General features: G+C 57.7%; 4 protein-coding genes. 1 reads left to right on the top strand and 3 read right to left on the bottom strand.

Going from position 1 to position 14,706, the window contains the following annotated elements; all coding sequences use genetic code 11:
- Nucleotides 1–115 precede the first annotated feature (115 nt).
- Nucleotides 116–961: a substrate-binding periplasmic protein gene (locus EKH79_RS04260; protein WP_126672553.1), complete on the top strand. Its 846-nt coding sequence runs from the start codon at nucleotides 116–118 to the stop codon at nucleotides 959–961.
- A 64-nt stretch (nucleotides 962–1,025) separates the two neighbouring features.
- Here the strand turns inward: EKH79_RS04260 and EKH79_RS04265 are convergent, their stop codons facing one another.
- The 3 genes from EKH79_RS04265 to EKH79_RS04275 form a co-directional block, all read right to left on the bottom strand.
- Nucleotides 1,026–2,717 (bottom strand): ShlB/FhaC/HecB family hemolysin secretion/activation protein, encoded by a 1,692-nt coding sequence (locus EKH79_RS04265; RefSeq protein WP_233590179.1) that lies wholly within the window; start codon nucleotides 2,715–2,717, stop codon nucleotides 1,026–1,028.
- A gap of 64 nt (nucleotides 2,718–2,781) precedes the next feature.
- On the bottom strand, nucleotides 2,782–12,336 hold the full coding sequence (locus tag EKH79_RS04270; protein WP_126672554.1) for a YDG domain-containing protein: 9,555 nt from the start codon (nucleotides 12,334–12,336) through the stop codon (nucleotides 2,782–2,784).
- Nucleotides 12,337–12,943: 607 nt separating this feature from the next.
- Nucleotides 12,944–14,644: a ShlB/FhaC/HecB family hemolysin secretion/activation protein gene (locus tag EKH79_RS04275; protein ID WP_233590180.1), complete on the bottom strand. Its 1,701-nt coding sequence runs from the start codon at nucleotides 14,642–14,644 to the stop codon at nucleotides 12,944–12,946.
- Nucleotides 14,645–14,706: the final 62 nt, after the last annotated feature.

A 14,706-nucleotide genomic window follows, 5' to 3' on the forward strand; every position in this document is an offset into this window, starting at 1 on the left:
CCCAAGGGTACGCCTTCGTACAGCATTCGGCGAGTGATCTTTGCAAGGACTTGCGCCCGAGCCGCCCAAAGTCCGAAGATCGACCCAGGGATTGACACCGACAAAGGGGATAGACATGCGATTGCTTCGAGTAATGGGCTGTCTGGCACTTCTTGCAGTGGTTGCTGTGTTCCTTCAGACACCCGTGATTTCCAACGTTTCGGCCAAGACGGCACACGTCTCGCAGCCGTCGAGCGACACCTTGTCGACCATCCAGAAGCGCGGATCGATACGCGTCGGGGTTGCGGTCAACGCGCCTTGGGTGTTGCACGACAAGAACGATCAGTGGATCGGCCTGGATATCGACCTGATGCAACAATTTGCACAGGACATGCGCTGGAAGGTTGAGTTCGTACCGACGACGTGGTCGACCGCTATCGACGACCTTCGCGCCGGCAAATTCGACGTAATTGCCGCCGGCCTCAGCGTCACGCCTCAGCGTGCGGCGTTACTGAAATACACGCAGCCTTATGCAAGCTTTGCATTAGGTTTGGTCGTCAATCGCAAATCGCTGGGCAAGGATGACCTGCTCACCCTTGAAACCGGTACGGGCAAACACCGCGTTGCCGTGCTGTCCGGTACTGTCACGGCATCGACGGCCAAGGAATATCTCGGCAATAGCGAACTGGTGGAAATCAACGACGAGAGCAAAGCGATTCAAGACCTGCGCAACGGTACGCTGGATGGCCTGATCGCCGAGCAACCACTACCGGACGCCCTCGCCCACTCCTACCAGGATCAGCTGCGCACGCTCGACGTGAGCGCGTATGGCAAGACCGCGCACGCATTTGGCCTGCGCCGCACCGATCAGGATCTTGTCGATGTACTCAACGCGTGGTTGGTTTACGAAGATGCCGCCGGCTGGATTCAATCGCGCGAGCAATTCTGGATTCACAGCGCTGCGTGGATCGAATTGATGTAAGCGCATGAGAACGCCGTGCCACTTTCGATGAAGGTGGCACGGCGATGTGCTAGAACGAGCGCGGTCAGTAGAACCCTTTCTGCACCTGAAACCAGAATCGCGCGGATCTGCTGGAATTGTCTCCGACCAGAACCGGCCGATTGCCTACCGGCGCAGCGACGCTGGTGCTTATCACCCAATCGTCCGGCGCCACCCAATGCAGCCCGATGCCGGCACTGTTGAGACGTGCGCTGTTTTGGCCTGGAAAAAACGGTTGCTTGTAAGCCTGCACGTGGCCGCTGTCGACGAATATCGATGCCTGCCAAGGGCCTGGCATCAATGCGAACGTGAAGTCATGGCGATACTCGATCGTCGCCAGATTGCCTTCTGCGCCAGATACGGCACCGACGTCATAACCACGCACGGTATTGGGGCCGCCGAGGTAGAACTGTTCGGACGTATCGAGATTTTTGTTGGCGATCTGTCCGGAAAAGCCAAAGTAGAGCGCGTTGACGGTGTCCAATTGCTGCAGGCGTGAGACGGAGTAATCGAACTTGGTGTAACTGCCCGCGGTGCGCGCACCAATGTAATCGATGAATTCCGCATAAAGGTTGTTGAAATACAGACGACCGTACGTGCCGCTGATATTGAAATTGGTCACACCGGTCGAATCACGCTGGTCGCCTGCCACAGTTGCCGTCCATGAATTGGAGTGGCGATTTGTTTCGATGTCGGCCACATCGATATCGTCACGCAATCGCTTGTGATCGAATTCGATCTGCGCGTACAGGTTGCCGCGCGTATTGCGGATAAAAGGCTGTGACAGGTTCACGCTCGACACTTGTGCCTTGCCGTGCGCATGCAAATCGGAAAGACCGTTTCCCAGCTTGTAGTCGAGGTCGGTCGCGGCCAACCCCAGCACCGTACCCTGCCCGTCCAGAAGGTACCGATAACCCACGCGGCCATAGTTCATGCCCGCACCGGAGCTGACACCGCTGAAGTCCAGCACGTCGCCTTGATGGAACAGACCGTTTACCGCAAACGAACCACTTAACCGCACGCGATCGGTGTAGCGGTTGCCGTAGTCGTCCAGCCCCAGTGTGCCGGTATAGCGCGGCGCGGACGTTACGTTCACGACGAGATCGGACGTACCAACTTCCGTACCCGGCCGCATGACAGAACTGACCGCGGCGCCCGGCACGTCGGTGAGCAAAAGCAGGCTTCTTTCCAGCGAATAGTCGGTAATCGCCTGCGCCGATTGCAGCGGCGCGAGCGTGGCATTGAGTACATGATCGGCCACCGCGCTTTGATTTTGCAGTACGACATTGCCGTAATGAGCTTCGACGACCGCGATGCGCACAACCCCGTTTTGAAGCGTCTGAGCGGGCACGTACGCCAAATCCAGCGGGTAACCGTGGTCGTGATAGCTCTGGGTAATGCGATCGGCCAGGGCGTCCAGATCGTCCAGAGAAAGGTTCTTGCCCTCCTCGGATGCAACCAGTGCATGCAGCTGCGCGGTGGGTAACAAGGTGTTGCCGGTAATTTCGATTTGCCGCACCAGGAAAGTTTCGTTACTGGCCGCCTTGTTGCGAGGCGCACGTTGTACGTTCAGATTGAGATTGGACGACGGGATGGGGACATTCTGTGGTTGGTTCTGTTGCAGTATCTGGCCGCTGGTGGGCGGTGTAACACCGCGCGTCTGGGCGCTCACGGATGTGGCGCCCAGCGCAATGCAAAGCAAGCCGAGCTTCGGTACAACATGTGGCATCCGGGTCATGCGGGGCTCCAGGACAAATATGTTGTCATCGGGCGCCCCAAGGTGCGCCACGTTATCGGCCTGCTCAGGGCGACGCATCGGCAGGCAACTTCACGCCTCCATTGATGACGTTGATGGGAAGACCGGACCGGAAGTCAGAACGAATCACGTTGCGCTCCACCGGGCGATGACGCTTCTTCTGGTTGCCTGTGAAGACGCCTACCGCGCTCATATCGGCCACTCCGTATGGCGTGGCAAGCGTGGTCGGATCGAGCACGCCATCGATCTGTGCCAGCCAACTACCCTGCACGCCAGTGCCCAATGAACCCAGGCCCGTGACATCGGCGTCCGTGGTGGTGACCGGATCCGTGATGACGTAATCGTCCGCGTACGGCCCGGTCGCCGTGATGCCTGACACTGTCACGAGCTTGTCGTTACCCGCGTATGGACTTCCGAACAACGCCGACGAATCGGTGAAGTTCACCGGGAACCCTGGCAGCAAGCCCGTGCTGCTCAGCAAGACAGCATCGTTGTCGGTACCGTTATAGGCGCGATTGGTGCCCAAAGCGGAAATGTCGATCGGCAATGGCGTGATGTTGGCGGTCGTCGTTGTCGTCGTGTCGAACACATAGTTGCCGGCATCTGCACCGCTGGCGCTGATGCCGTAAATCGTTACGGTCTTGCCGTTGCCGACGTTGGGATCGCCAAACAGCGACGATGCATCGGTGAAGCTCACCTGATCGCCAGGCAGGATGCCCAATGGCGTGAGCGACGTGATGTCGCTGTCGTTGCCGTTGAACACCTTGTTGGTGCCGGTCGCATTGAACGTAATCGTCAGCGGCGTAATGTTGGCCGTTGTCGTCGTCGACGTATTGAGCAGCACGTAATTGCCCGCATCGGCACCGCTATCGGAGATGCCATCCACCGTCACGGTCTTGCCGTTGCCGACGTTCTTGTCGGAGAAATCAGCCGATGTATTGCTGAAGCTGATCTGGTCACCCGCTATGACGCCGGTGCTACTCAACCCAACCGTGTCGAGCGCGTTACCGTCATAAACTTTGTTGGTGCCCGTGGCGTCGACCAGGATACCAAGCGGCGTGATGTTCGCTGTAAGACCGGTCGGTTGCACCAGAATGTAGTTGCTGGCGTCGGTGCCGCTTACGGTCATGTCGGCCGTCACTGCCTTATTGGTTCCCACGTTCTTGTTGTTGAACGTGCCCGTCGTATCGTTGCCAAGCGTAACGTCATCGCCTGCGAATACACCGTTGAGCATGGAGCCGGTCAGCGTGGCATCGGTCGTACCGTTGTAGACGCGGCTGTCTGCAGTTGTTCCCGTTACAAACAGCGTGGCTGGCGTGATGGTGACCCAGTCATCGCCTCCAACAAAGGTATAGTTGCTGGCCAGCGCGGGGCCGTTACCCGTCAGCGTGAAACCGCTCAATCCGCTGGACGCGAAGGACTGCTGTACGCCGACATTCTTGGTGTCCAGCGTGCCCGTCCCGGTCAGCGTCAGTGTTTGACCGGCCACGCCTGTCAGCACACCGTTGTTACCAAAGAGGCTGGCGTCGGCATCCGCGGTGGCGTCGTATACGCGCGTGCTGGTGAGATTGAGCACAGCCGGATTGATGGTTGCCGACGTCATGGCGGTTGTGTTGAAGGTGTAGTTACCTGCGTCGGGACCGACGGCGGTAATGCCGTCCACCGTGATCGGAATGTTGCTACCTGCATTGGCGCTGCTGAAATTGGCGGACGTGTCGGTAAAGCTCAACACGTCACCGCCGATCAGGCCCGAGCCGATCAGCGAGACCGTCGCGTTGGTCGACGCGTCATAAGTCTTATTCTGACCCGAGGCGTTTACCGTGATGGCGAGCGGCGTAATGGTGAATGTATCGGTTCCGCCGACAAGCGTGTAGTTGGTGCCCAACGCCGCCCCATTGCCCGTTAGCGTGAGGTCGTTCAAATTGAATCCGGACGCGTTTGTGTAACTGCCCACGTTCTTGCTGGAAGTGAGACCATCCCCGCTCAAGGTCAGCGTATCGCCATTGATCCCGTTCAATACGCCATTGGCACCGAAGAGATTGGCATCGGCATCGGTGCTTCCGTCATAGACGCGAGTCCCGGTCAGGTTCAGTACGTAAGGTGTTATGTTGGCTTGCGTCGTCGTCGTGGTATTGAACGTATAATTCGAAAGATCCGTGCCGCTTCCGGCAATGCCGGTGACGTCGATCGGTACGTTGTTGGCGGCGTTCGGCGAGGTGAAGTTGGCTGCGGAATCCGTGAAGGTGATGGTGTCACCCGGCAGCACACCACTGCTGCTTAATGTGACACCCGCTGTCGTGGTGCCGTCGTAGACCTTGTTGTCGCCCGTGGCGGTGACAAGTATGGACAGCGGCGTAATGGTCACCGTATCCGTACCGCCTACCAGGGTGTAGTTGCTGGCCAGCGAACCGGCGTTACCTGTCAACGCCAGCGTACCCGGATCGAAAGCTGGCGACCCTGTGTACGTACCGACATTCTTGCTATCGGTCGTTCCATTACCTGTCAACGTCAGCGTCTGGCCGGCCACACCCGGAATCACGCCATTGGTGCCGAACGAGCCCGGATCGATCGTAGTTGTGCCGTTGTACACCTGTGTACCCGACAAATTGATGATCGCCGGCATAATGGTGGCGCTGGTCGTTGCCGTGGTATTGAACGAATAATTGCCCGCATCCGCACCGCTCGCCGTGATGCCATCCACCGCGATGGGCACACCCGCACCTGCGTTGGCAGTGCTGAAGTTGGCCGACGAATCGCTGAAGTTGATCGTGTCACCCGAAATGATGCCCGTACTATTTAGGCCGACTGTGGCAGTCGTCGTGCCGTCATACGTCTTGTTGTTGCCGGTTGCGTCGACGATGATCGGTTTTGGTGTGATATCCGCGGTGATATCGGTGGGCTGAAGAATGATGTAGTTACTGGCATCGGTACCGCTGATGGTCATGTTGGTGCTCACGTCGATGCCGTTGCCGGCATTCTTCGTGGCGAACGTACCGTCCGTGTCATTGCCGAGCGTAACGTTGTCGCCGCTGAACACGCCTGCCAAGGTCGAGCCACTCAAGCTCGCAATGGTGTTGCCGTCATAGACTTTGTTCGCCGCGACTGTTCCATCGACGGTCAACGTCGCGGGCGTAATGGAGAGCGTGTCGGTGCCGCCAACAAGCGTGTAATTGCTGGCGAGTGTCGATCCGACACCCGTCAGGCTCAAATCGTTGAGATTGAATTGAACCGTACCCGTATAGGTGCCGACATTCTTGCTTGAAACGATGCCGGACCCGCTCAGCGTCAAGGTCTGGCCCGCAATACCCGTCAGCACACCGCTTGAGCCAAAGAGGTTCGCATTGGCATCCGTGTTCGCATCGTACACGCGCGTTCCGCTCAGATTGAGGATGACCGGTGTGATATTTGCACTCGTCGTAGTCGTCGTATTGAACGTGTAATTACCGGCGTCCGTGCCGTTGGCGGTAATACCCGACACGTCGATCGGAATGTTGTTTGCCACATTGGGACTGGTAAAGAGCGAGGATGTATCGCTGAAGGTGATGTTGTCGCCAGCAATGATGCCGCTGCCGCTTAAGGTAACCGAGGCGTTTTCAGTGGTGTCGTAAACCTTGTTCTGACCGGTTGCCGACACGGTAATGGCAAGCGGCGTGATATCCGCCTCGAGGCCCGAGGGCTGGACGATGGCATAGTTGCCGGCACTGGCTCCGCTTAGCGTCATAGCCGTGGTGACACCGATATCGTTCCCTACGTTTTTACTGGCGAACGTACCGGTGGTGTCATTGCTCAATGTCACCGTATCACCAGGCAACGGAGACGAAAGGGTCGCACCGGTAATGGTGGCCAGGGTTGTGCCGTCGTAGATCTTGTTTTGCGCTTCTGCCCCAGTGATGGTTAGCAGATAAGGCGTGATCTGCAGCGTGTCCGTACCGCCGATCAAGGTGTAGTTGCTTGCCAATCCTGTTCCGTTGGAAAGCGCCAGCGTGCCAAGAGCAAAGTTGGCACCCGTGTATGTGCCCACGTTCGGACTGGTTACCACGCCCGACCCACTCAAGTTCAGTGTTTGACCCGCTATGCCCGTAACGACACCACCGCTACCGAACAATGCAGCGTTGGCATCTTCACCCTGATCGTAGACGCGCGTGCCGGAGAGATTGATCACCCGAGCCGTGATGTTGGCAGCCGTCGAAGCGGTGGTGTTGATCAGCGTGTAGTTGCCGCCATCCGTACCACCCGCCGTAATGCCCAGGACGCTGATAGGAATGGCCGTACCGACGTTGCTCTGATTGAAATTCGCCGATGTGTCGCTGAAGGTAACGGTATCGCCGGCCAGTACGCCGGTACTGGAGAGATTGACGTTTGCCGTTGTTGTCGCGTTATAGACCTTGCTTACACCTGTGGCGCTGACCGAGATCGCCAGCGGCGTGATCGTCCCTGTTATCGTCGTTGGCTGCTCGATGATGTAGTTGCTTGCATCGATACCACTGATGGTCATGTCGGTACTGACTGGCTTGCCGGTTCCCGCATTCTTGTTGTCGAACGTGCCGGTGGTGTCGTTACCCAGTGTGACGTTATCCCCGGCAAACACGCCACCAAGCGTCGAACCACTGAGGTCGGCGGTCGCGTTGCCGTCATAGACTTTGGTCGCGGCAACAGTGCCCGTCACCGTGAGAATGGCGGGAGTAATGGTGACCCAATCGGTTCCACCGACCAGGGTGTAGTTGCTGGCGAGCGCGGCACCTACGCCGGTTAGCGTGAATCCACTCAAGCCACCGCCGGCAAAGGGTTGCTCGCTTCCTACGTTCTTGGTGGACAATGTTCCGGTACCGCTCAGCTGCAACGTCTGGCCATTGATGCCGGCCAGCGCACCGTTATTGCCGAAGAGCGTCGATGCCGCATCGGTATTCGCATCGTAAACGCGTGTGCCGGTCAGATTGAGCACTACCGGGTTGATGACGCCGTTATTGCCGGACGCTGTCGTGGGAAGAATGTAATTGGCGAGATTCGTGCCGGCATTCGCAACATAATCGGGTGTTCCCAATGTTGCGTTGACAGTCAGTCCCGTTCCGGCATTGGGTGTCGCGTAACTGGATGATGATTGCTGCGGAATTGTGGCGCCCTGACCTGCCACGAAACCAGCAATCGTGTAATCGGATGCGTTCAACTGCGCCGCGTCGGAACCATCGTAGGTCTTGGTCGGACTACCTGTGATCGTCACCGTCAGCGGTGCGGGGGTGATATTCGCCGTCAAACCGGGTTGAGAAATGATGTAATTGGATGCAGAAGCACCACCGATGCTGAAGCCGCTGGTCGATACCGCCAGACCATTACCCACGTTCGCGGTGCCGAACTGTCCGGTCGCACCTGTGTCGTTCAGCGTGACGGTGTCGCCGGCAAAAATGCCGTCCAACGTTGCGCCTGTAGTGTTAAGGCTATCGAGTGTTGTTCCGTCGTAAATCTTGTTATTGGCGATAACACCGGCAATCGTCAACATCGCCGGCGTGATGTTCGCAGTCAAACCTGTCGGCTGCACAAGCGCATAATTACTTGCTTCCGATCCGCTGATGCTGAAGGTTCCTGGTGTAACGGACAAGCCATTGCCAACATTCGACTGTGAGAATGTCCCTGTTGTCGCAGGTGTCAGCGCAACGTCGCCAACATCCGTAGAAACGAGACCAGCCAATCCTGCCGTGCCGACATTGAGTGTGGCCGCTGTCGTAGCGTCGTATGTCTTGTTATTGGCAGACACACCCGTGATATACAGCGGAGCCTGCGTGATCGTGCCTGGACCTGTTGCACTCGTTGGCAGGAAGTAGTTGCTGAGCAGCGTGCCGGCGTTGGCAGTGAAATCACTTGATACAAGGTTAGCGGTGATACTTTCACTACCCGCATTCGGACTTGCATAGTTGACGGACGATAACGGCGCGACCGTTGCACCCTCGCCGTTGACGAAGCCTGAAAATTGAATGTTGGCCGAGGTAATCGACGCCACCGTGGTGCCATTGTAGACCTTGGTTGGGTTACCGATGATGGATGCTGTCAGCGGCGCCGGCGTGATGGTTCCTGTACCGAAAGCCGTGATAGGGAACTGATAGTTATTGAGGTTGGTACCGGGGCCCGGCGTGAAATCCGCTTCGATCATGCTTGCCGTCACAGGCTGCGATCCGACATTCACCGTTGCGTATTGTCCGGTAATCGTCTGGTTTACCGTTGCGCTGTCGCTGCCCTGGAAACCCGACAAGGTGAAATCGCCCGCGGCAATCGTGGCAACGTTATTGCCGTCGTACACCTTGGTAGGATTACCGGTAATAGCCGCATTGAAACTCAATGAGATCGGCGCGGGTGTAATCGTGCCGAAGCCAGTCAACAAGCCAGGCAGCACATAATTGGTCAACAGCGTGCCGGAACCCGCCACGTAATCCGAGGCGGTCAACGTAGCGCTCACCGGCTCCACACCTGCATTCGGCGAGCCATACGTGCCGCTGGTTTGCGTTACCGTAATGCTTTGACCTGGCAGGAATCCCGTTAGCGAATAGTTGCCGCTATTGAGCGTGGCGTCCGTGGTGCCGTCGTAGACCTTGGTCGGGTTGTTGACGATGGACCCGCTCAAGACGATTGGATTGATCGTGCCCGACCCGGTGACAGATGCCGGGAAACTATAGTTGGACAATGACGTACCCGAGGCCGCGGAGAAATCAGAGGCCTCCAGGCTTACCGTGATTGGAATATTCGTGCCCGCATTCGGCGACGCGTAATTGGCCGAACTGTTCTGCGCAACCGTGGCGCTTTGACCTGCGACGAAACCGCTGACTGTGAAATCCGAACCGGGAACATTCGCAGGGGTTGTCGCGTCGTAGATCTTGGTCGGGTTACCCGAGAGCGTGATAGTCAGCGGCGCAGGCGTGATATCGGCCGTCAAACCGGTCGGCTGGCTAAACGTATAATTACTTGCGGCCGAACCGCTGATGCTGAATCCGGCGGCACTCACCGCCAGATTGTTGCCTACATTCGATTGACTAAACGTACCGGTGGCGCCGGTGTCCGAAAGTGTCACGTTGTCGCCGGCAACTAGTCCGCTCAACGTGGCGTTCGTGAAGTTCAAGGTGTCGGAGGTCGTTGCGTCATAGACTTTGTTATTCGCAACGACGCCGGAGACAGTCAGCATTGCCGGCGTGATGTTTGCGCTGAGTCCCTGCGGCTGCGTCAACATATAGTCGACGGCCTTGCTTCCCGTCAGCGTGTATCCGCTCCCGGTCACCGCAAGACCATTCCCCACGTTGGACTGACTGAACGTGCCCACCGCACCGGATGTCACCAGGGTGACGCTACCAGCATCGCCCGAGACAATGCCAAACAGACTTGCGTTGGCGCTGTTCAGCGTGTCCGATGTCGTGCCGTCGTAAACCTTGTTGTTGGCCAATACACCGCTGATCAGCAGCGGCGCCGGGGTGATAGTGCCTAGTCCGGTTGCCGACGTCGGCAGAATGTAATTGCTGAGATTCGTGCCGGCGCCCGGAGTGAAATTCGTCGATGCGAATGTCGCCGTAATAGCTTCCGATCCAGCCGTTGGCGATGCAAACGCGGATGGTACGTTGTTGGTATTGACGACTGCACTCTGCCCGGCAACGAATCCGGTGATGCTGTAATCGATCGCAACCGCCGTCGTGCTCGTCGTACCGTTATACACCTTGGTCGGATTGTTGATGACGGAAGCGCTCAGCTGCTTTGGCGTAATCGTTCCGATCGCAGCGCTGGGTGTCGTGCCGGATAGCGTGTAACCGTAAGCGGGCAAGCCACCAGACGTGGTGACGGTGATGTTGGACATGGCGCTTGGCGCAGTGACCGAGATGTTCGTACCCGCGTTTGGCGTCGCATAGGTACCGGTCGCTGCCGAAATTACATTGCCGTTGACCAAACCTGTGGTCGTGAGATTGGCGCCAGCAAGCGTCGCCACGGTCGTCCCGTCGTAGATCTTGCTGTCGGTGCCCGTCAGACCCGTAATCCTCAAGACCGGTGCGAGGCTATAGAGGAAACCGTTGCCCGTTCCAACCGCTGCCGTTTGATAAGGCGCGTTGTATTGCACGAAATCGGGTGTGAGTCCGCCGGTTGTATCCAGCGTCGGATTCGTCGAATAGATCAGCCATGGCGAAGCCGATCCCGTGCTAACCGCAGTGCTCGTGGAGTTGTTGACGAAATTCGCCGATGTCGCGAGCGTGACACCGGCAGCTCCCGTAATCGTGGCACCCGATGCGATCGTCAGGTTCGCACCATTGGCAACCATCGTAACCTTGCCTGCCCCGCTCACCGACGCATCGACGTTTACGGCGTGATACGCCAGCAGCGACAGATTGGCGGCCGAATTCGTCCAGCTGATCGGTGCCTCGACGTCGATGTCGCCCGCGCCGGCCGACTGCACACCAATGCCGCTTGCACCTGTCGCCGTGGTCTGTTCGGTGACGTTCGTACCGCCGTTAAGTGTGCTGTCGATCGTTGTCGCGGACGCTGCATCGATCGTCAGATTCGTCGGATCGACTAGCCACGTACCGGCCGTTCCATGAGGCGCCGCTGCCGTGATCTTTGAGTCATTCGCCAGATTGAAATGGGCAGCAGACGTTTCGATGGAGCCACCACTGCCACCGCTCGGCGCGCTCGCATCGAGCGTACCGCCGACGTTCACCGTTCCCGCTGCCATGCCACCCACCAAGGTGATGACACCGTTATGGTTCTCGACGGTTTGAGCTTGAATGATGCCGGTGTTGTTGACGGCACTCGCCAAAATGGCGTTCTTGGCACCGGCCGTCATGATCACCTGACCACCGTCAGCCTCGATCAACTCACGGTTTTCCACGAGATTGTTCAACGTGCTTTGATCGATCTGCACGTGCAGTAGCTGATCGCCCGCAAACGTCAGCGTAATGGTGCTGCCGCCGCTGAGCACCACCGTGCCAAGCTGCGCAGTCACGACGCCTTGGTTGGAAACATTGTTGCCAAGCAAGGCGACATAGCCACCATTGGAGGCTGTGATCTTGCCGCGATTGACAATGCTTCCTGTGCCCTTGCCGCTGAAGGTGCGTGTATTGGACGAGAGGTCGTTGTCATCCACGTCAAGCGTCGAGGCAACGAGCCCACCGACATTCACCTGTGCGCCCTGTCCAAATAGAATGCCGTTGGGATTGATCAGCCATACCTGGCCATTCGCATCGAGGTGGCCGTAAATCTCGCTTGGCGTACTGCTGAAGATGCGATTCACCGCAATCGAGCTGCTGCCCGGTTGCACGAAATCGACGGTCTGATTCGGCGCTATGTTGAAACTCTGCCAGTTCAACGTCAGCGTCGGGCTGCTCTGTTGGATGATCGTTGTATTGCCCAGTTGCTGGATTTGGCCGGAACCGGACGTTATCTGACCACCCAATGGACCGCCGCCTGCGTAAACCGCACTCGCGGCAAGCAGTGACGCTGCCAGCACTGACAGCATCCATCCACGCTGGCCGTTCGTTCGCTTGCGTGGCATCGACACGGTTGCATCATTCTTCGCCAGCTCAGACGCGACGACCCACTGCGCGCTGGCACGGTTCCAACACAGACGATAGATGTGATTCATGACTCGATGCACCGATGCATGGATGCCTCCGAAGCACGCGCGCAGGCAGACGGCTCGCGTTGCCACGGTCCGGTAGGAATAAAGTTGCAGGTGATGGTCCAGGCGTGAGCGATCAGAACGCGCCGCTTTAGAGACGGCGCAAGCGCTGGACGAAAATAGTGTGGATGTGAAAAGTCACATCGAAAGGCATAACGTTCACCGTGCCGGCGGATTGCTCCTGCCAGCGCGCATCCTTGCGTGTGAACCACGTGGGGAGCTAACCCACCCGCTGCCATTGGGGTTCCCTCAGTGAAGAGGTAGCCACGGCATGCCGAAGTCGCAGGTCATGCAGGGCCGTTCAGCCATGCCCCCTACACGGCTTTCACAAAACTGAATCGGCGACGCTATTTACGGCGTTAATCTAACACCCTCGCTTGGATTCTAGACCCAAGAATTTGAAAATAACAAGAAATATAGACGTCCAAACGCGGCCTTCACAAAGGTGAATGCGCGTGAGGAAAGCGCCAAATCGAACGAATGTAATGCCGGATTCTTTCAGCAGCGTGATGTGAGCCGCCGATATCGAACGACTCACACCCAAGCACCGCACTCAGAGCGCGTTGCGCGCTCAGTAAAAGCCCTTCTGCACCTGGAACCAGAAACGCGTCGACGTACTCACGTTCGGCCCAACCAATTGCGGCGTGTTGCCGATCGGCTTGGCAAGACTCGTGCTAAGTAGCCATTCGTTCGGCGCTGTCCAGTGCAGACCGATGCCAACACTATTCAAACGTGCCGTATTCGTCCCTGGCAGAAAGGGGTTCTTGTAGGCCTCGACATGTCCGCTATCAGCGAATATCGACGCCTGCCACGGACCAGGCATCATCGAAAACGTGAAATCGTGACGGTATTCGATCGTAGCGAGGTTGCCTTCCGCACCCGATACCACACCCACATCGTAACCACGCACGGTATTCGGACCACCGAGATAGAACTGCTCGGACGTATCCAGATTCTTGTTGGCGAGCTGGCCGGAGAAACCGAAGTACAGCGCGTTGGTGGTATCGAGCTGCTGCAGACGCGAAACCGAATAGTCCCACTTGGTGTACGTACCCGCGGTGCGTGCACCGAAGTAGTCGAAGAACAAGGTCTGGAAATTGTCCAGGTAAAGATGACCGTAAGTGCCGCTGATATTGAAGTTCGTCACACCGGTCGAATCGCGCTGGTCGCCGGCCACGGTTAGCGTCCAGCTATCGGAATGACGATCGGTTTGAATACCGACAATATCGATGTTGTCGTGCAGGCGCTTGTGATCGTATTCCACCTGCGCGTAAAGGTTGCCTGCCGTGTTGCGAATAAACGGCTGCGCGAGATTCACGCTTTGCGTGGTCGCCGTACCGTGCGCGTGGAGATCCTCCAGGCCGTTGCCAAGCTTGTAGCTGAGACCCGAAACGGCCAAGCCCAGCGTCGTGCCCTGCCCGTCCAACAAATAGCGATAGCTCAGACGCCCGTAGTCCATGCCGCCGCCCGACGTGACGCCGCTGAAATCCAGCAAGTCACCTTGATGGAAAAGGCCATTCACGTCGAAGGTGCCGGTCAAACGTACGCGGTCGGTGTAACTGTTTCCGTAGTCATCCAACCCGAGCGTGCCGGTATAACGAGGCGCGGACGTAACGTTCACCGTGAGGTCGGACGTACCTACTGCTTCGCCCGGACTTACCACTGAACTGACCAGGGCGCCCGGAATATCGGTAAGCAGCAACAAACTGCGTTCCAGCGTGTAGTCGGTCACCGATTGGCCCGACTGCAACGGCGAAATCGTCGCATTGAGCGGGTAGTTGGACACCGCGCTGTTGTTCTGCAATGTCACCTTCCCGTAGCGCGCCTCAATCACGGCGATGCGTACCACGCCATCCTGCACGGTCTGCTGCGGTACATACGCGGAATCGAGCGGATAGCCGTGCGCACGATAGGCCTGCGTAATGCGGTCGGCGAGATCGTCCAGATCATTCAACGTCAGATTGCGGCCTTCGCCGGATGCGACCAGCGCATGCAGGCGTTCGGTCGAGAGCAACGTATTACCAGTGATATCGATGTGGCGTACGTAGAAACTTGCCGTGCTCGTCGAACGAGGTTTATTAGGCGTCTGCATCTGCAGATTGAGATTCGATGAAGGTACCTGCGTCTGCGGCTGCACCTGCTGCAAAATCTGGCCGCTGTTGGTGGGCGGTGTCACTTCACGCGTTTGCGCGTAAAGCGCATGACTGCCCAAGGCTAGTGACAGTGCAATGGCAAGCGAGGAAAGTCGGGGAATGCGCTGCATCGAGGTCATGAGTAAACGGTCCGGCAAGAATGGGGCTGCCGGGCGCGCCGCAACGCGCCCGATCGTTTTGA

This window comes from Dyella dinghuensis, from assembly GCF_003977615.1.
Lineage (GTDB): Bacteria > Pseudomonadota > Gammaproteobacteria > Xanthomonadales > Rhodanobacteraceae > Dyella_B > Dyella_B dinghuensis.